The organism is Planktotalea arctica, assembly GCF_002105285.1.
Taxonomy (GTDB): domain Bacteria; phylum Pseudomonadota; class Alphaproteobacteria; order Rhodobacterales; family Rhodobacteraceae; genus Planktotalea; species Planktotalea arctica.
Genome location: NZ_MUHR01000011.1, coordinates 303568 through 323356 on the forward strand (window position 1 = coordinate 303568; position 19789 = coordinate 323356).

A 19789-nucleotide genomic window follows, 5' to 3' on the forward strand; every position below is an offset into this window, starting at 1 on the left:
TGGCGCGCAGTGCTATTTTGCTGGCCTTTTCAGAGCAGCCCCTATAACGGAGGCCCAACTCAGTTAAAGGCAGTACACTAATGGACCTTCGCAATATTGCGATTATCGCACACGTTGACCACGGCAAAACGACGCTCGTGGACGAACTTCTCAAGCAATCCGGCGCTTTTCGTGAAAACCAGGCCGTCGCAGAACGCGCCATGGACAACAACGATATCGAGCGCGAGCGTGGAATCACCATTTTTGCCAAGCCGACTTCTGTCGAGTGGAAAGGCACACGCATCAATATCGTGGACACGCCAGGTCACGCAGACTTTGGCGGCGAAGTAGAGCGTATCCTGTCGATGGTAGACGGCGTTGTTTTGTTGGTTGACGCGGCCGAAGGCCCGATGCCCCAGACCAAATTCGTGACCTCCAAGGCGCTTGCGCTGGGTCTGCGTCCGATTGTTGTGCTGAATAAAGTCGACAAGGGCGATGCGGAGCCGGACCGCGCACTCGATGAGTGTTTTGATCTTTTCGCCTCGCTAGATGCGAACGATGATCAACTTGATTTCCCCCATATGTATGCATCTGGCCGCAACGGCTGGGCCGATAACGAGCTTGATGGGCCGCGCAAGGACCTGTCTGCCCTGTTCGATCTGATCGTGAACCATGTGCCGCGCCCTGCGGTCATCGAGCGTCAGAATGAAGATTTCCGCATGCTGGCAACCACGCTTGGCGCCGACGCCTTTGTTGGTCGTTTGCTGACGGGCCGCGTTGAAAGCGGTAAACTCAAGGTCGGTGCAACGGTTCAGGCCCTTAGCCGCATTGGCCAAAAGATCGAGCAATTCCGCGTCACACGTATCCAGGCCTTCCGCGGCCTTGCCCAGCAAGACGTTGACGAAGCGATTGCGGGCGATATCGTCTCTATCGCGGGCATGTCCAAAGCGACCGTTGCCGACACGATCTGCGCGCTCGCGGTCGATACCGCCCTGCCCGCGCAGCCGATTGATCCGCCCACCATTACAGTGACCTTTGGCATCAACGACAGCCCGCTGGCGGGCCGCGATGGCAAGAAAGTACAGTCGCGCGTCATTCGTGACCGTCTGCACAAAGAGGCCGAAAGCAACGTCGCGATCAAGATCGCCGACACGCCCGGCGGCGAAGCCTTCGAGGTCAGCGGACGCGGCGAATTGCAGATGGGTGTTCTGATTGAAAACATGCGCCGCGAAGGGTTCGAGCTTTCGATCTCGCGCCCGCAGGTGATCATGAAGGAAGGCCCGAACGGCGAACGCCTTGAGCCAGTCGAAGAAGCGACGATTGACGTGGATGACGAATATTCCGGCGTGGTGATCGAAAAATTGACAGGCACGCGCAAAGGCGAACTGGTCGAAATGCGCCCTGCTGGCGCCGGAAAAACACGTATTATCCTGAACGTTCCCTCGCGTGGCCTGATCGGCTATCACGGTGAATTTCTGACCGACACGCGCGGTACTGGCGTTCTCAACCGTGTTTTCCATGGCTGGACAGAGCATAAAGGCTCGATTCCGGGACGGCGCGCGGGCGTGCTGATTTCCATGGAGAACGGTCAATCGGTTTCCTATGCGCTCTGGAACCTGGAAAGCCGCGGCAAGATGTTCATTGGTGCTCAGGTCGATCTTTATACGGGCATGATCATTGGCGAGCACAGCCGCGAGAACGATCTCGAGGTGAACCCGCTGAAGGGCAAAAAGCTCACCAATGTTCGTGCTTCGGGCACGGATGAAGCGGTGCGCCTGACGACGCCAGTCACCCTTAGCCTCGAAGAGGCGATCGCCTATATCAATGATGATGAACTGGTCGAAGTGACGCCCAATGCGATCCGCCTGCGCAAGCGCTACCTTGATCCGCACGAGCGCAAGCGCCACTCGCGCAGTGCATGATAAGAAACTGTTCTAAAACGTAAAAACGAGAAAAGCGCGACGGATCAAACCGTCGCGCTTTTCTTTTAGGCAGAACTGCGCAGCGCCAAAGCGATCTGCGCAGTCACGACCCATTAGTGCTTGCAGGAAACCTCACGCATGACGTAGTGCGCGCCGGATTTCAGCGTCGCAACCTGGCGGTATACAGGTGGGTAGGACACCAGCTCGATGCGGCCATTGCGGTGTTCGTATTGCTTTTTGCCACCCTTCACGAGGTGCTTTGTGTAGGTGTAGCTTGCAGGTACGAGATGCTTGTCAAAGCACGCGACTGTGCTGCCTTCCCACGCCATTGCGGGTGCTGCGAAACCGATTGCTGCGACAACAGCGGAAATAAGTGTCTTCTTCATGTATACTCTCCAAATAGATACTAATGTTTTGCTTAACTTAGGCACGACCCATTCATCAATTCATCAGGGCGAGAATTTGGATAGTTCGTGTTTTAATTGTGTTTTGGGATAATTGTTCCAAAATGGGAAATTTGTTTCCAATTGCTTCGAAAATAGAAAAAGGCGCGAGACTAAAATCTCACGCCTTTAAGGGGTCGATGCGCAGCGCGGCAGCGCAACTGCGCGCCTGAACCAATTAGTGGCCGCAGGACACTTCGCGCATTACGTAATGAGCGCCGGACACCAATGTCTTGTGCTGTACGTAAACGGGCGGGTAAGAAACCAGCTCGATGCGGTGGTTGCGGTGCTCGTACTGCTTTTTGCCCGCTTTCACGAGAGACTTGGAATAGTCGTACTTTGCAGGAACCAGCACTTTATCATAGCAAGCAACAGTTTTGCCTTCCCAAGCCATTGCGGGTGCTGCAAATGCGACAGCTGCGACGACTGCGGAAATAAGGGTCTTTTTCATGAAATATCCTCCAGGTTAACCTTCACGTGATTAAAAACTACCGCATGTCGCTTGATACCAGCCATAGGAAAAACGGTGTTAGCGCCGAGTGCGTTAACCAAAACCCCTTGTTTTGCTTGATAATTCGCAAAATCGTGTTCTTTACGCACCAGTTTTATACACAAGCAGATTGCCCAATGAAGGCACACTGATGCGCTAAGAGAAACAGTCACCCTAGGCGATTGCGATTGTTTACTTTTCTTACGGAAGATGTGGAATCACTTTGCCGAATCGTCAGTGGTTCTTGGCTGTTATCCACAGGTTCTTTCTAATGGAACGCCCTAGAACGCATAGGAAAGAATCAAAACACCGCGCCGCTGAGCAAAGATTTGCCAGCGGCGCGAGATATGCAGGCAGGAATTTGCCTAGCTTTCGGCTTCTTCGACGATCACCAGATCGCGCTCCGATGCGCCGCGCGCAAAATCGAGAGCAGCTTGATAAGCGTCCGAGTGGTAGCAGTCATGGGCGGCCTGCAAGGATGGGAAGCGCGCCACAACGTTGCGGGCGCGGTCACGCCCTTCAAGCTGCTCGTGCTTGCCCGCACGTGCGAGGAAAACGCCGCCATGATCGGCGATCGCCCCCGTCGCGCGGATGGCATATTCCTTATAAGCGGTCTCGTCCGTGACGTGAACATTGGCGATCCAAAGTGCTGTCGGCATGATTTATCCTTCCAAGATTTGTTTCGCAGCAGCAATCGCACCCTGCGCATTGGTGACATCCTTGCCCCCGCCTTGCGCCATGTCAGCGCGGCCGCCGCCACCTTTGCCGCCCAGCTCGGCCACCGCCGCCTTCACCAGATCGACAGCAGAGACTTTGCCCGTGCTGTCCTCGGTCACACCCGCGGCGACGGCTGCTTTTCCGCCTGCATCGGCAATCAGCAGAACCGCGCCAGACCCGATGCGCGCCTTATGCTCGTCGATGAGCGCGGGCAGATCCTTGCCAGACACACCGCTCAAGACCTGCGCGACAAACTTGATCCCGTTCACCACTTCGCCTGCAGCCTCGCCGCCCTGCCCCGCGCCGCCCGCCATCGCCAGCTCACGGCGTAGCTGCGCCACCTCATTGCTGAGCGCCTTTCGCTCATCAAGCAGTGCTTTGACGCGCGCAGGCACATCTGCCGCTTGCGCCTTAAGATCGCTAGCGACCTCAGCCAAGCGCTGATCCTGCGTGCGCAGGTATTCCATCGCCGCCTGCCCCGTTAGAGCTTCGATCCGGCGCACACCGGCGCTGGAAGCGCTATCGCCAAGCAGCACGAAAGCACCGATGTCACCGGTCCGGCGCACATGAGTGCCACCGCAAAGTTCGAGCGAATATGTCGAGCCCGCGCTGCCCCTGCCAGAGCCAGCCTGCATACCCATGGACACTACGCGTACTTCATCCCCGTATTTTTCACCAAACAAAGCCTGCGCACCGATTGCGCGCGCATCATCCGGCGTCATAATGCGTGTTTCGACCACAGCATTCTGGCGGATATAGGCATTCACCTCCGTCTCGACACGGCCAATTTCGTCCAGCGTCAGCGCCTTGCCATGCGAGAAATCAAAGCGCAGTCGATCTTGAGCGTTGAGCGAGCCACGCTGCGCCACCCGATCACCAAGCGCAGCGCGCAAGGCTTCGTGTAGCAAATGCGTCGCGGAGTGATTGGCGCGAATGGCTGTGCGGCGCGCGTGATCCACCTCCAGAACCGCTGCTGCGCCTTTGGAAATTTCACCACTCTCGACGATCGCAATATGTATAAAGACACCTTGGGACTTTTTCGTATCACTGATGCGGGCCAAACCAGTTTCGGTTTTGATCACACCTTTATCGCCAACCTGACCGCCACTTTCTGCATAGAATGGCGTTTGATTCAGGATGATCTGAACCTCCTGACCTTGCTTTGCGCTTTGCGCTTCTGCACCGTCCATCACCAGCGCGGCGATCTGCCCTTCGGCGGTTTCTGTGTCATAGCCAAGAAAATCCGTTGCGCCGTGCGCGTCCAGAATGTCGAACCAGATCGCGCTGTCGGCCGCTTCGCCCGTCCCGCTCCAAGCTGCGCGCGCCTTTGCCTTTTGCTCGGCCATCGCCGTATCGAAACCGTCCGTATCCACTTCTCGACCCTTCTCGCGAAGCGCATCCTGAGTCAGATCAAGTGGGAATCCGAAAGTGTCATAGAGCTTGAACGCCGTCGCGCCCGGAAGCGTGCTGCCCTCGGGCAGAGCCAGCAGTTCATCATCAAGCAGCTTCAAGCCGCGATCCAAGGTCTGGCGAAAGCGCGTTTCCTCAAGATGCAATGTCTCTTCGATCAGGGATTGCGCCTGCCCGAGTTCCGGAAAAGCCGCACCCATCTGGCGCACCAGTGCGGGAACCAGCCGGTGCATCAGCGGATCTTTCGCTCCGAGCAAATGCGCATGACGCATCGCGCGGCGCATGATCCGGCGCAAAACATATCCGCGCCCGTCATTGGCCGGCATCACACCGTCGGCGATCAGAAACGAGGTCGAGCGCAAATGATCTGCGATCACGCGGTGATGCGTTTTGCCGGTTCCATCAGGATCAACGCCCGTTGCATGCGCGCTCGCTTCAATCAGATTGCGCATCAGATCGGTGTCGTAATTGTCGTGCTTGCCTTGCAAAAGCGCGCCGACACGCTCGAGCCCCATACCCGTGTCGATGCTTTGCATCTTCAGAGGTTTCATGCTGCCATCTTCGAATTGTTCGTTCTGCATGAACACGACGTTCCAGATTTCGATGAAACGATCGCCATCCTCGTCAGCGCTGCCGGGAGGGCCACCCCAAATATCTTCGCCATGATCATAGAAAATCTCGGTGCACGGCCCACACGGTCCCGTCGGACCCATGCGCCAGAAATTGTCATCCGTCGGGATTCGAATGATCTTGTCATCACTCAGACCCGCAACCTTTTTCCAAATTTGCGCGGCCTCGTCATCCGTGTGGTACACCGTGACCAGTAATTTATCCTTGGGGATGCCAAATTCCTGCGTCAGCAGTTCCCAGGCGAATGTAATGGCCTCTTCCTTGAAATAATCGCCAAAGCTGAAATTGCCGAGCATTTCGAAAAATGTGTGATGGCGCGCGGTATAACCGACATTGTCCAGATCATTATGTTTGCCGCCTGCCCGCACGCATTTCTGCGAAGTCGTGGCGCGTGCATAATCGCGTGTTTCCAGACCGGTAAACAGATTCTTGAATTGCACCATGCCCGAGTTTGCAAACAGCAAAGTCGGATCGTTTCGCGGCACCAGCGGGCTTGACGCGACTACCGCGTGCCCCTGCTTTTCGAAGTAGTTCAGAAATGTGGATCGAATATCGTTAAGACTTGCCATGGAACATGCGCCTTTTGGGCCGGAATTGCGTTAGGGGTGAAATACCCCTCCGCTGGGCTGCTGTCCACAGGCTGATCTGGTGCAAATGACGCTTGCGCTTGAACTAAAAACGGAGCCCTGCTGTTCAGCAGCGCTCCGCTTGGGAAATTCTGCATATCACTCACGCAATATGTGGGAGTTTGAGCAGCCCCCTCTGCAAGACTTACGCCTCTAGAATGTCGTCATCCGGCTTCTTTTCGATCTTTGGCATATCGAACTCAAGCCCATGCGCCGCACGAATCTTGTCTTCAATATCGTAGGCGATATGATCATTTTCCTTCAGGAAGTTTTTCGCATTTTCCCGCCCCTGCCCGATCCGCTCGTCGCCGTAACTAAACCACGAACCCGATTTATCCACCACGCCCGCTTTGACCCCGAGGTCAAGCAATTCGCCCATCTTGGAAATACCCTCGCCATACATGATGTCGAATTCCACCTGTTTGAACGGCGGTGCCACCTTGTTCTTGACCACTTTGACGCGCGTAGCGTTGCCAACCACCTCATCACGGTCCTTGATCGCACCGATACGGCGAATATCGAGGCGCACGGAGGAATAAAACTTAAGCGCGTTGCCGCCCGTCGTCGTTTCGGGCGAGCCAAACATGACGCCAATCTTCATCCTGATCTGGTTAATGAAGATCACCATACAATTCGAGCGACTGATCGAGCTGGTCAGCTTGCGCATCGCCTGGCTCATCAGACGCGCATGCACGCCGACGCTACTATCGCCCATGTCGCCTTCGAGCTCGGACTTGGGTGTCAAAGCGGCGACAGAATCGACGACGACCATGCTCACTGCACCCGAACGCACCAAAGTATCAACGATTTCAAGAGCTTGCTCACCGGTGTCGGGCTGCGAGATCAAAAGTTCGTCGATATTAACGCCCAGCTTTTTGGCATATTGTGGATCAAGCGCATGCTCCGCGTCGACAAAGGCGCAAACGCCACCCTTTTTCTGCTCTTCCGCGATGGTGTGCAGCGTAAGGGTTGTCTTGCCCGAGCTTTCGGGGCCGTAGATCTCGACGACGCGCCCTTTGGGAAGCCCACCAATGCCAAGCGCGATGTCCAAACCGAGCGACCCTGTCGAGGTCGCTTCGATCTTTTGGACGGCATTCTCGTCGCCCAATTTCATGATCGAACCTTTGCCAAACTGGCGTTCGATCTGCGCCAGCGCGCTGTCGAGCGCCTTTTGCTTGTCTGCTGATGCTTTGCTGCTCATGGTCAATAAATCTGCCGTTGCCATTTCTTTGGGTCCTTATTCCACATGCCGCGCGGTGCAGCAATGACTCCCTGTGTTCTTTATTCGTTCCATAATGGGACCAAAGAGAGAACAAATCAACCTTAATCTTCACACTGACACAGTGCGCTGGATCGGTTAAGAATGGGTTTACAGTAATGAAAACGATGAGTGATTTTGACTATGCTGGTGTTTTGGAAGGAAAAATTAGTTCTGCTTTCGGTACCAAAAACCGGAACGACCGCGATTGAGGCGGCTCTGAAGAGCAAAGCCTCGATGATAATTTCCGATCCTCCCGAATTGAAGCACGCACCTGTTTATCGCTATAATCGTTTTTTTCGGCCCATGTTCGAAAAAGCCTGCAAAGCAGAAATGGAAACCTTTGCCATGATGCGCGAGCCGATCAGCTGGCTTGGTAGCTGGTTCAAATACCGCCAGCGACCGTTTCTGGATGGCCAACCGAAATCCACTGCGGGCATGAGTTTCGATGACTTCGTGCTGGCGTACATGAAGGGCGACAAACCACCCTTTGCCAATGTCGGCTCGCAAGTGCGCTTTCTCGAACCACGTCCGAACGGCACAAAGGTTGATCATTTGTTTCGCTACGAAGATAATGCAGGCTGGAGCCGTTTTTTGAAACAGCGCCTGGATACAGACGTCGAGTTTGATCGATTGAATGTTTCCAGCACAGAAAAGCTGATTCTTTCGCCCAATGTCGAAGACCGCTTTCGACGAAAAATGTCCGACGAGTTTGATCTATGGAACAATATCCCTATCCGTGCGCAGTAGCCGCTTTTGCACCCGCAGGCCGGTCTTGCGCCGCGTTGAATATCTTAGCTCGAGGTCTCTATCGCAACTGATTTTGCACAGTTGACGTGAGTTCCGTCAGTGAAAATGGTTTGGGCAGAAAGACCGAATTTTCCAACTCTGGCTTGCCTCCCTGAAAGGCCCCTTCTGCGTAGCCGGATACGAAAACCACGCTGACAGAGGGGCGATCTTGCAAGGCTTTTGCAACCCATGTCGGCCCGTCCATTCCCGGCATGACAACATCCGTGACAAACACATCGACGTGTAGCGCTGTGTCCTTCAGTAGCTCAAGTGCAGCTTCTGCGCAGTCCGCTTCAATAACGTCAAAGCCTCTCATGCTTAGCGCTCTGGACGCAAACGCCCGCACTGGCGCTTCATCTTCGACCAACAGAACCACGCCGCTGCACTGCTCCAAAATCCTGCGCGGCCGGTCTTCGGCAGGTCTTGCAGGTTTGTCCTCGCTCTGCTCGCTTGCGGGAAACAAAAGAGAAAAACACGTGCCCTGGCCTTTTTCACTATCTGCAAAAATATATCCCCCAGTCTGCTTTACGATCCCGTATGCAGTTGAAAGTCCGAGTCCAGTACCCTCGCCCGTGCGCTTCGTCGTATAGAAAGGCTCAAAGATTTTCTGGAGCCCTTCCGCATCAATGCCTATCCCCACGTCGCGCACGCGCACGACAACATAGTCGCCGACCGGAACCACAACGCGCTCGCGGCTCATTGGCGCGCTCAACGTCAGGCTTTCGGTTTCAATCGTGATTTCTCCGCCTTCAGGCATAGCGTCACGCGCGTTCACCACCAGGTTCATAAGCACCTGTTCCAATTGGCGCTTGTCCGCGCGCACCGGCTTGAGAACAGGATCGTGAGAGAGCGTCAGAGTGACCGTCTCACCCACCAACCTGTTCAGCAGATGGGTAAGATCGGACAGCGTGTTGCGAAGATCCAGTTGCTCGGGTTGAAGCGTTTGCTTGCGTGAAAATGCAAGCAATTGCCCGACAAGACCGGCAGCGCGATTTGCGTTCTGATGGATTTGCATCAAATCGGCATAATCTTGATCGCCAGGATCATGACGCAATAACATAAGATCACAGTGCCCGGATATCGCGGTTAACAGGTTGTTGAAATCATGTGCCACGCCCCCTGCAAGCTGGCCAATTGCCTGCATTTTCTGGCTTTGGACGAACTGGGCTTCAAGAGACTTCAACTTGGTCGCATCGTTCAGAACCGCAACAATCTTGGAGCTATCCGCGTCGTCGATACGTTGGAGCGATACCTGCACGAAGGTTTCCTTATCAGCCCCCTTTACGCGCAAAAATTCTGCATCCACAGCGCGTGTCGCGCCTCTGGTCTTGGACATCCAATCATCTACCGCAAGGCCGGGCCCCTCGAACACATCGCGCATCGAAAGGCCATTCAGTTTGGAATAGCCCAAAAGCGCCAAACATGCTTCATTGGCCTGCTCGATCTCGCCGCTCAAACCAAGTCGCAAAAGCGGCACAGGAAGATCGGACAAGGCAAATTCACTGCTGGGCACCTTTTGCGCAATCGGCTCGATAAATACATGAACGCGGCCTTCTTGCAGCGTTTCCTCGCGCGTATGAACCTTGATTCGCCCGCTTTTCGTGATCAGTTCCCGAACACCACCCTGCGCGTTTGACTGCGCTTGAAACAGCCTCGCCGTTGAGGTCACCCTTGCACCGATCAGCGCCCGAGCGCGCGGATTCATGTGAAGGATCGTCCCCTTTCGACCGACGGTGATCATCGCTGTTTCGGCCGTTTCAGGTTGCATGATCTGACTTTTGCGCGAAATGCGCCAAATCAGACTGTCCCCAAATTTCACGACATTAAGATCAACGCGATCCGTGGCGCCGATCAATTGCTCACGACTGCTGCCATCACGCATCGCTTGGCTCATTGATCGCCGCACAACCGATGCGGCATTAGGAACCAAATTTTCGAGGAAAACAGCAACGGTTTGCTCGTTTTCGCGCGCAGCAAGCACACTGGCGCAAAGGTTTCGCCAGACCACCGAGCCTGAGGCATCACTTATCAACACCGCACGTGCATCATCCTGGCTCACCAATTGCACCGCTCGCAACTGATCGCTTAACCGGGTATTTTCACGCGCCTTACTTGCGAAACGCACGAGCCAAACGGCGAGGGTCGTACAAAGTGCCGAAAACAGCGCCAGTGTGACAACCCTTTGGTCCCCCCAAAAAAGCAAACAGGCCATAGCAAGCAACGCCATCACGGCGAACCGCTGCAACGCCGTCATTTCGCCCAGAAATGACCGCGTTCGGGACTTCACGGAATGTGACAACGCGGCCTCCAAGATAACAACATCTCACGCTTCGTACTGCGCGAGTGTTAATGTTAGCTTAAATTGCCAATAAATCTACCTAGAGCTGCACCTCTCAACCTGCACGATGCAAAATGGAGAGATGAAAGCCATCACATCCATCCAAAGGCGACCAGGAAAGCTGACGAATTTTCTCATACTCAGGGGCCGATTTTAGAAACCGAGTAACCTGATCTTCATTTTCTTCTGAAAATAAAGAGCAGGTTGCATAAGCTAGGATACCGCCAGGGCGCACAAGCGCGCTCGCCTCAGATAAGATATTTGATTGTAATTCAATAAGTTGACTAAATTGCGCTTCGCTCAAACGCCACTTGGCATCGGGACTGCGCCGCCACGCGCCCGAACCTGAACAGGGCACATCACATAAGGTAAGATCGAAAGGAGCCTTTTTTGCCAAATCATTTCGCGCCAAGCGCTCGATCACCACTCCTGCGCGGCGGGCGCGCTCGGGGATATCTTTCATCCGCGCAGCATTTGCATCATGCGCAAATAGCGTCGTCCCGGAATGCGCGGCCAAGGCCAAGGATTTACCTCCGCCGCCTGCGCAAAAATCCAAGATTCGCATCGAACCTTGCACTTGAACCTGCCCAATCAACGCCTCAATCAGCGCCTGGCTTCCCGCGTCTTGCAATTCGACGAAACCGTCAAGATAGGCCTTGGTATTCTTCACTTTGCGGGCACCATCGACAATGCGAAGCGCCGTGTTCGAAACATCGCATTCTTGCGCACTTACGCCGTCGTCAGCCAGCATCGCAATCGCAGCGGCAACTGAAGCCTTGCGCAAGTTCGCACGCAGATCCACCGGCGCACGTGATGTCAGCGCCTTGGCGATTGCAACGGCCGTTTCGGGGTGAGCCGATTGCAACTTGTCAAAACACCATGCCTGCATGTCCGGACATTGCCTGGCTAGGCTTTCCGACGTCGAAGTACCCCCTGCATCGAGCCAAACCTGCTCTTCGTCAGTGAGCGGCTGCGGGGCATGACCCTCGCCAGAGAATAATAATGCCATCGGCAAATTTTGATCGCGGCATAGGCCAAGCATGACAGAGCGCGCCGACAAAGTGCTATCGTCGCCAGCAATGGCGGCATAGCTGTCCCTGCACCGCAGCGCATCGAACACATGATCGCGCACTGCGGCGCGATCTTTGGAACCGGCAAAGCGCGAACGGCGCGCCCATCCCGTCAGCGTTTTTTCCGCCGGAGCGCCATCAAAGATCACGTCCAAACAGTCAATCGCGGCCTGAATGCGCGCTCCGGGTGTCATAGCGCGCTATCCAATCCGGTAATTGGGCGACTCGCGGGTGATCTGCACATCGTGCACATGGCTTTCTTTGAGGCCCGCGCCAGTGATCTTTACAAAGCTGCAATTGCTGCGCATTTCAGCGACCGTAGCGCAGCCTGTATAGCCCATGGCCGCGCGCAATCCGCCGACCAATTGATGCACCACCGCGCTCGCCGAGCCTTTATAGGGCACCTGACCCTCGATGCCTTCGGGCACCAGTTTGTCGCTGGCCGCGTCTTTTTGAAAATAGCGGTCCGCGGATCCACGCGCCATCGCCCCAAGACTTCCCATACCGCGATAGCTTTTGTAGCTACGCCCTTGATATAGAATAATTTCCCCCGGGCTTTCATCCGTTCCCGCAATCATCGAGCCGACCATAGCGCAGGACGCGCCAGCCGCGATCGCCTTGGCGAAATCGCCCGAAAATTTGATGCCGCCGTCGGCGATCACAGGCACGTCGCCCGCCGCCGCCGCGCAATCCATAATAGCCGTCAATTGCGGAACGCCAACGCCCGCCACCATGCGGGTCGTGCAAATGGAGCCGGGGCCGATGCCCACTTTCACGGCGTCCGCGCCCGCGTCGATCAACGCGCGTGTCGCCTCGCCGGTGGCGACATTGCCCGCCACGATCTGCACGCTGCTGGACAGCTCGCGCGCACGGCGCACAGCAATTGCAACGCCCTCGGAATGGCCGTGCGCAGTGTCGATCACGATCATATCGACGCCCGCCTCGACCAGAGCGGCAGAGCGTTCAAAACCGGCATCGCCCACTGTCGTTGCCGCGGCAACGCGCAAACGGCCCAGATCGTCCTTGCATGCAGTCGGATTCAACACCGCTTGCTCCGTGTCTTTCAACGTCAGAAGGCCCGTCAACTTGCCTGCGCCGTCCGTCACCAGCAGCTTTTCGATGCGGCGCGCTTTCATCAGGCTTTTCGCCTCTTCAAGCTCTGCAGGTTCGTTCAGTATCGCAAGGTTTTCAGAGGTCATCATGTATTTCACCGGCGTTGTATCGTCCGACGCGAAGCGCATATCGCGGTTCGTCACGATCCCCAACACACGCCCCTTTTCATCCACCACGGGAAAACCCGTGACGCGGTAACGCTCTTGCAGCGCCTTGGCATCTGCAAGGGTCTGATCGGGGGTCAGCGTGATCGGATTGAACACAATTCCGCTCTCGAAGCGTTTGACGCGGCGCACTTCGCGCGCCTGCTCTTCGACATTCAGGTTGCGGTGAATAACCCCCATGCCGCCCGCTTGCGCCATGGAAATCGCCATGCGACTTTCAGTGACCGTATCCATCGCAGAGCTTAAAAGCGGGATATTCAGAGCGATTGATTGGGTGACGAACGTGCGCGTATCTGCCGTGCTTGGCAGCACGCTCGAGGCCGCAGGGACCAGTAGCACATCATCAAAGGTAAGAGCCTCGCGAATCTCCATCAGAGTTCTCCTTGGGAGGGACGTTTGGCAGTTTCCTATTTCACGGCTTCGCAGAAATGAAAAGGGGCGCGCGCAGCTTTACGCGATCGCAGCGCCAGTTTTTGCCGCCAATACGCCGCTTGACCACATGCGCAGCACGCGCAGCACGATCACGGGCGTGATCACCGTCGCAAGCGCAAGCGGCAAAAGCGCGAACCATCCCAGCAGCGGAACCTGGCCGCTCAGCGAGAAAAGCGCAGTGCTCAATGCCGCGATCGGAAAAGTGAATGCGCCCCAGAGCGGTGAAAATCCGGCCTTGATCAAATACCCAACGCGGCTGATCAGCACCCCCGCAAGCCCCATGGCCAGCGTCGCGAATACTAAAGCAAGCAGGCCGCGCCCCGACAAGCTTGCCACAGTTGCAAAAAGGCTTAACGGCGAAAGATGGATCGCAAGCATCGGACGCAGCGGCGGCGGTGTTTCGGTCTGGCTCAACTGGAACAAGCTGATACCGTAAACCAATGCAGAGCTAAGCACAGTTGCGACAAGTATCACTTGGCCAAGCACGGCAAACCCCAAAGGCACGGCCGAAAGAGCGGCGACGATGAAGCCGACAAAGCTCAGATGCCAGGCCGGCGACACCACAAGCCCTTGCGGAGTGCGCACCATCACGGCCAATGCCAAAACCGCAATCAACACATGGCCCAACAGGCCGACAACCAATGCCGCAGTTGCAACCAAAGGCGACAAAGGCACCATCGCCGCCGCGAAAAGCAAAATGCTAAGCGTGAGGGCAGACACCCCTGCACGCCCCGGGATGCTTGCCATATCTTCCAGAATCACGCGCGGGCGCAGGCTCACCTTGGAGAGGTAACATGCCAAAACGAAAAAAAGCATCACTGATGCCAACACCAAAATCGCGTAACTCGCCACCGGACTCGCTCCGAGCGGCGCAAACTGCGAAGCCGCGCGCCATGCCAAGCCGAGCCCCATGAAGCCCATGAGCGATGGAAACAAGGCAGGCGGTGTGCGCCGCCAAAACTCGCTCGAAGTGCGCGCGGCGGGATCCGGGTCTGAAATGGTCATTGGCTGCGTTCCCTGAGTGGCACCCGGCGTAATTTTCCGGCTAATAAGCAAATTTTGTCAGTCCACCTAGTAAGGCGGCGTGCCTCGCGAATGTCAAACTGCAACATGCGTGAAAATGACACGCCGATGACGCCCGCGGCCATGTTTATGACGCTAGCACACTTTCCCTTTGCCGCGCGCGACTTAAGATGCGTAACAACTCAGGTCTCAATCCACAGGTGAGAATTTATGTCCGGCGATCCTCTTGTAGTCTTCACGCCATCCGGCAAACGCGGCCATTTTCCCGCAGGCACGCCGGTTTTGACCGCTGCGCGCCAGCTTGGCGTCGATCTGGACAGCGTCTGCGGCGGGCGCGGGATATGCTCGAAATGCCAGATTACTCCGTCATATGGTGAATTTTCCAAACATGGCGTCACCGCCGTTGACGGTGCTTTATCCGAATGGAATTCTGTCGAGCAGCGCTACGACGACAAACGCGGCCTCAAAAAGGGTCGCCGCCTTGGCTGCCAAGCCAAGATCGAGGGCGATATCGTCATCGACGTGCCCGAGGAAAGCCAAGTCCACAAACAGGTGATCCGCAAGGCGGCCTCCAGCCGAGTGATCACTATGGACCCCGCCACAAAGCTATATTTCATTGAGGTGGACGAGCCTGACATGCACACGCCCACGGGCGATCTGGAGCGTGTCGCGCGCGCGCTGCAAGAGCAGTGGGAGATCGAACACGTGCGCGCCGCCCTGCCCGTTCTGACCAAGCTGCAACCTGCATTGCGCAAAGGCAAATGGCAGATCACCGTCGCCCTGAACAAGGGGCATGACGAGCAACACGCGCGCATTCTGGACGTTTGGCCCGGGCTTTACGAGGGCGGCCTATACGGCCTTGCCATCGATCTGGGATCAACCACCATCGCCGCGCATCTATGCGACTTGGTCACGGGTGAAGTGATGGCCTCTTCCGGCCTGATGAACCCGCAAATCCGCTTTGGCGAAGACCTGATGAGCCGGGTGTCTTACGTAATGATGAACCCGGGCGGCGACGTGGAAATGACCACAGCCGTGCGCACCGCAATCAACGGTTTGACCGAAGCGATCGCCACCGAAGCCGAGATTGACCCCAATGCGATTTTCGAAACGGTGTTTGTGTGTAATCCGGTGATGCACCACCTGCTGCTCGGCATTGATCCGGTCGAGCTTGGGCAGGCACCTTTTGCGCTCGCGACCTCCGCCTCAATGAGTTTGGACGCGCGCGAAATGGACCTGCATGCGATGAACGACAACGCACGCGTTTACATCCTGCCCTGCATCGCGGGCCATGTGGGCGCGGATGCGGCGGCGGTTGCGCTTTCGGAAGAGCCGGGCAAATCAGAGGACTTGGTTCTGATTGTCGATGTCGGCACCAACGCTGAAATTCTGCTAGGCGACAAAAGCCGCGTGCTCGCCTGCTCCTCCCCCACCGGCCCGGCCTTTGAGGGCGCACAGATCAGTTCCGGCCAGCGCGCTGCACCCGGCGCGATCGAGCGGCTTGAGATTGATCCAGTGACGAAAGAGCCGCGTTTCCGCGTGATCGGCTCTGATATCTGGTCAGACGAGGAAGGCTTTGACATTGCCACCGCCACCACAGGCATCACCGGCATTTGCGGCTCGGGCATCATCGAAGCGGTTGCCGAAATGCGCATGGCAGGTCTGCTTGATGGCAGCGGCCTCATTGGCTCAGCGGCGCAAACCGGCACCAACCGCTCGATCCCCGAGGGGCGCACACATTCCTATCTGATCCACGATGCCAGCACTGCGGGCGGGCCGCGCATTACCGTAACCCAAGGCGATATTCGCGCGATTCAGCTTGCGAAATCAGCGCTTTATGCGGGCGCACGCCTGCTCATGGACGAGCGCGGCGTCGATACCGTGGACCGCGTCGTGCTTGCGGGTGCGTTTGGTGCGCATATCTCGCCAAAACACGCGATGGTGCTTGGGATGATCCCGGATGCGCCGCTCGACAAGGTTACCAGCGCGGGCAACGCCGCCGGTACGGGCGCGCGCATCGCGCTATGCAACGTAAGCTCACGCGCGCAGATCGAAAAGACAGTGGGCGAAATCACCAAAGTCGAAACCGCGATCGAGCCGAAGTTCCAGGAACACTTCGTCAACGCCAGCGCAATCCCGCACAAGACCGACCCATTCCCAGAGCTTGCCAAGATCACAACCTTGCCTAACGTCAGCTTCAATACAGGCGGCGGAGACGGCGATGGCGGCGCGCGCCGCCGCAAACGGCGCGCCTAATCGCACTTGACCCCTCCTGCCCGCACGCTTATCCCAGACAGCGTGCGGGTATGGTGAAAAGGTATCACGGCAGCTTCCCAAGCTTTAGTTACGGGTTCAATTCCCGTTACCCGCTCCAATACATCTAAGCGCTTGCGACTGCAGCGCATTCCCTTCAAAATCACCCCGTTAATTAGTTTCCAACATGGGGTTGCCTAGTGTCAAACGAACGCGCACGCTTGCTTAAAATCCTGAACGCGTTGCAAGGCGGCGCGATTGCGCTAAGCGCCTCTGAAGGTTTTGCGATGACTGGTGCGCAGCTTGCCGCGCAGATCGAGGGATTATGGACCGCGCTGAAGGTCGCGCCGCGCGGCGCACGCATTGCAACGTTGCTGCCCGATGCACCAATGACCGCCGTTTCCCTGCTTGCGATGGTGCATCATGTGCAGGTCATGCCGATCAATCCCGCATTAAGCGATGTGGAAATCAGCGCCATTCTAAGCGATGGCAAAGCCCAGATGCTGCTTGGTGCGCAGGGCGACCCGCGCGCGGCCAAGCTGGCGGGCGCATTGCCCCTCGCTACGCTCGATCGCGGCGGCGCGCTTGCATTGCCGCGCCTTGACGGGCGCGAGGGCGAACCGGGTCTGATCCTGCTCACCTCCGGCTCAACAGGTACGCCCAAGCGCGTGCCACTCACCCCTGCTCAACTGCATCTCAGCGCCGGGCGCATTGCGCGCGCACTCAAGCTGGGCGCGGATGATCGTGCGGTTCATGCTTTGCCGATGTTTCATATCGGGGCGATCGTTGATCTGTTGCTCGCGCCGCTTTGCGCGCACGGCTCAGTGCACTTCGCGGGCGGTATGGGCGCCGATCCATTGCGCCGCGCGGTGCTTGATCATGGCGGCACATGGCTGCAACTGGTCCCGACCATGCTGGCGCGTTTGCAGGCCGATCTAAGCGCCGATCAGGCCGCTAAAATGGGCGCGCGCCTGCGCTTCATCCGCTCCGTTTCTTCCGATCTCGCCCCCCATGCGCAGACGCAAGCCGAAGCGTTTTTCGCCGATACCCCCCTGATCCAGATGTATGGCATGACTGAAACCGCAGGGCAGATCACCACCACCCCCTGCCTCCGGAACGGCGCAAGCCCGGCTCTGTCGGGCGCGCCTTCGAAGTGGATTTGCGCATCAAGGACGGAGAGGTACAAGTGCGCGGCGCAAACGTCACTGCAGGCTATGAGGGCAACGTGACAAGCGATCATATCACACCAGATGGCTGGCTGCGCACGGGTGATTTAGGGCGTATCGATGCCGAGGGTTTTTTGTTTCTCACGGGGCGCGCCAAAGAGATCATCAATCGCGGCGGCGAGAAAATCTCCCCCCATGAGATCGAGCACGCCGCGCTCAGCTGCGAGGGCGTGATCGAAGCGGCCGCCTTCGCGCGTCCGCACGCCAGCCTTGGCGAAGAGGTCGGCCTTGCCGTGACCTTCGATGCGGCGGGCAATCTAGAGGCGCTGCGCAAAGTGCTTGATGCGGCCCTCGCGCCGTTCAAACAGCCCCGCAAAATTCTGATGCTTGACCCTTTGCCGCGCCTTGGGTCCGGTAAAATAGATCGCCGTGCCTTGGCAGCGCTAGAGCCTGAAAACGTTGAGCAAGTTTATGAAAATGTTGAGGACAACGTAGTCACGAAGCACGTCGTCGCCGCCTGGCGGGCGGTTCTTCCAGACACCGAAGGGCAGCCCCTAACCAGCGACCTTGATTTCTTCGATGCAGGCGGCGATAGCCTTGCGGCGGCGCAGTTTCTTTTTGAGGTAGAGCGCCTGACAGGGCGTGCGCTGCCGGTGAACCTACTCTATGAAGCGCCCGAATTTGGCCGTTTCGTACAAGCCGTGCAAGACGCACCGCTGCGCGCTTTTGCTGATGCAAGCGATCCAAAACATGCCTTTTTGCAGAGCCGCTTGGCCACGTGGAAAGCGCCTGAAGTGGCGGGCGTACCTTTCATGCGCGCGCTGCACGTGGACACCCCGGGCAACCCGCTGTTCTGGTGCGCACAGGAAGAGAATGAATATCAACAGCTTAGCTTCGCATTTGAGGGCAAACGCCCACTCTACCTGATGCGCTCGCTCTTTCTTATGCTCGGCAAGAACGACGAGATGAGCAATGCGCTCGCAGCCGATTATGCGACTGCAATCGCAGTGCTTCAGCCCAGTGGCGCGATCCGCTTGGGCGGGTTTTGCGAAGGCGCAAAAATCATGCGGTTTGCGGCTCGGCATCTTATCGAAATGGGCCGCGAGGTTCAGATTATTATCGCATGGGATCAATGGTTTGATGTGCCTTTGGCAGCGCCAACACTGCATCTTTGGAGCGACGAGCGTTACACCCTCTACCAACGCAAAACCCCCTTTCCCGAACGCGCAATCGCGCCCGCGCATCCCACAGGCTATGAGGTGCTCCGCGTCGGTGGCGCGCACACGCAGGTGCTCACACATGGGCCGCTCGACGCGATTATACCGAAAATAGAAATGGCATTGGACGCTGGTATTTGCGCAGAACCGCACGTGTTTCCTGCGATTTTTGATCGACCGGTTTCCGGCAAAATCAAGACATCTACATCTCTATTTTTCAAACGTGGGCAACAGGTTATGGCACGTGTTTTACTTACCAATACCGGAGCAGAGGCATGGCAGGCCACGCAAGCCGCACCGCTCTTCGTCACTGCGCAAGTTAGAAATCTCGACGGTCATATCGCCAATCCGCTTGCGGGCTTCGCTGAAATCACCGCGCCCGTTGCCCCCGGTGAAACCCGCGCAATCAAGATGCAAATCGACGCGCCAAGCGCATTTCAACCCATCAAGCTCTACATCGATTTGGTCGATAACGCGTCAAATTCTTCTTCATCCAATGGATTAAGTTCACGCGGTAAGTTTTTGTTTCCTATTTTATTTTAACAATCATCTCATCCGGCCAACGATGCCCGATACGCGACTGATAGGTCATAGCCTTCGCCGCCGGTCTGATCCCTAGCTCAACGATCGCTCGCATCATTGCCGTCAACTGCGCGATGCCCAAAGTTTCGCCAATACAGCGATGACGTCCTTGCCCGAAGGTCATCACATCGGACATATTGCGCGCGGCGTCGTAACCGCTCCATTGG

General features: G+C 56.8%; 15 protein-coding genes and 1 tRNA gene. 6 read left to right on the forward strand and 10 right to left on the reverse strand.

Features of this window, described 5'->3' with window-relative positions:
* The first annotated feature begins 80 nt into the window (after nt 1-80).
* Nucleotides 81-1901, forward strand: a complete 1821-nt coding sequence (typA, locus tag B9P63_RS12100) for a translational GTPase TypA (protein ID WP_085309080.1) — start codon at nt 81-83, stop codon at nt 1899-1901.
* Between the two features lie 113 nt (nt 1902-2014).
* Here the strand turns inward: typA and B9P63_RS12105 are convergent, their stop codons facing one another.
* From B9P63_RS12105 to recA, 5 genes are all read right to left on the reverse strand, one after another.
* Nucleotides 2015-2287 carry a hypothetical protein gene (locus tag B9P63_RS12105; RefSeq protein ID WP_085309082.1) on the reverse strand — a complete coding sequence of 91 codons (273 nt, stop codon included), beginning with the start codon at nt 2285-2287 and terminating at the stop codon, nt 2015-2017.
* A 235-nt stretch (nt 2288-2522) separates the two neighbouring features.
* Nucleotides 2523-2795, reverse strand: a complete 273-nt coding sequence (locus B9P63_RS12110; RefSeq protein ID WP_085309084.1) for a hypothetical protein — start codon at nt 2793-2795, stop codon at nt 2523-2525.
* Nucleotides 2796-3199: 404 nt separating this feature from the next.
* Complete coding sequence (locus tag B9P63_RS12115) at nt 3200-3493, reverse strand: DUF1330 domain-containing protein (RefSeq protein WP_085309085.1); 294 nt, start codon at nt 3491-3493, stop codon at nt 3200-3202.
* Between the two features lie 3 nt (nt 3494-3496).
* Nucleotides 3497-6160, reverse strand: a complete 2664-nt coding sequence (gene alaS / locus B9P63_RS12120; RefSeq protein ID WP_085309087.1) for an alanine--tRNA ligase — start codon at nt 6158-6160, stop codon at nt 3497-3499.
* A 202-nt stretch (nt 6161-6362) separates the two neighbouring features.
* Nucleotides 6363-7442 carry a recombinase RecA gene (recA, locus tag B9P63_RS12125; protein WP_085309090.1) on the reverse strand — a complete coding sequence of 360 codons (1080 nt, stop codon included), beginning with the start codon at nt 7440-7442 and terminating at the stop codon, nt 6363-6365.
* Between the two features lie 177 nt (nt 7443-7619).
* Between recA and B9P63_RS12130 the strand changes: the two genes are divergently transcribed.
* A complete protein-coding gene (locus B9P63_RS12130) occupies nt 7620-8225 on the forward strand; it encodes a gamma-glutamyl kinase (protein ID WP_085309092.1) in 606 nt (201 codons plus the stop codon).
* A 58-nt stretch (nt 8226-8283) separates the two neighbouring features.
* On the opposite strand, the gene B9P63_RS12135 is transcribed toward B9P63_RS12130, so the two are convergent.
* From B9P63_RS12135 to B9P63_RS12150, 4 genes are all read right to left on the reverse strand, one after another.
* Nucleotides 8284-10476 (reverse strand): hybrid sensor histidine kinase/response regulator, encoded by a 2193-nt coding sequence (locus B9P63_RS12135; RefSeq protein ID WP_176219155.1) that lies wholly within the window; start codon nt 10474-10476, stop codon nt 8284-8286.
* A gap of 181 nt (nt 10477-10657) precedes the next feature.
* Nucleotides 10658-11866 (reverse strand): RsmB/NOP family class I SAM-dependent RNA methyltransferase, encoded by a 1209-nt coding sequence (locus tag B9P63_RS12140; RefSeq protein ID WP_085309094.1) that lies wholly within the window; start codon nt 11864-11866, stop codon nt 10658-10660.
* A 6-nt stretch (nt 11867-11872) separates the two neighbouring features.
* A complete protein-coding gene (gene guaB, locus B9P63_RS12145; RefSeq protein WP_085309096.1) occupies nt 11873-13321 on the reverse strand; it encodes an IMP dehydrogenase in 1449 nt (482 codons plus the stop codon).
* Nucleotides 13322-13399: 78 nt separating this feature from the next.
* Nucleotides 13400-14386: a TDT family transporter gene (locus tag B9P63_RS12150; RefSeq protein WP_085309098.1), complete on the reverse strand. Its 987-nt coding sequence runs from the start codon at nt 14384-14386 to the stop codon at nt 13400-13402.
* 228 nt (nt 14387-14614) lie between these two features.
* Between B9P63_RS12150 and B9P63_RS12155 the strand changes: the two genes are divergently transcribed.
* The 4 genes from B9P63_RS12155 (at nt 14615) to B9P63_RS12170 (ending at nt 19583) form a co-directional block, all read left to right on the forward strand.
* Complete coding sequence (locus B9P63_RS12155) at nt 14615-16660, forward strand: ASKHA domain-containing protein (protein WP_085309100.1); 2046 nt, start codon at nt 14615-14617, stop codon at nt 16658-16660.
* Nucleotides 16661-16704: 44 nt separating this feature from the next.
* Nucleotides 16705-16778: transfer RNA gene (locus B9P63_RS12160), tRNA-Gly, on the forward strand.
* 79 nt (nt 16779-16857) lie between these two features.
* Entirely contained in the window at nt 16858-17886 is a 1029-nt protein-coding gene (locus B9P63_RS12165; RefSeq protein WP_085309102.1) for an AMP-binding protein, read from the forward strand.
* Complete coding sequence (locus B9P63_RS12170) at nt 17811-19583, forward strand: AMP-binding enzyme (RefSeq protein ID WP_085309104.1); 1773 nt, start codon at nt 17811-17813, stop codon at nt 19581-19583. The genes B9P63_RS12165 and B9P63_RS12170 overlap by 76 nt, the downstream gene beginning before the upstream one ends.
* Here the strand turns inward: B9P63_RS12170 and B9P63_RS12175 are convergent.
* Nucleotides 19570-19758 (reverse strand): hypothetical protein, encoded by a 189-nt coding sequence (locus tag B9P63_RS12175; RefSeq protein WP_085309106.1) that lies wholly within the window; start codon nt 19756-19758, stop codon nt 19570-19572. The two genes, B9P63_RS12170 and B9P63_RS12175, sit on opposite strands and share 14 nt — an antisense overlap.
* Nucleotides 19759-19789 lie beyond the last annotated feature (31 nt).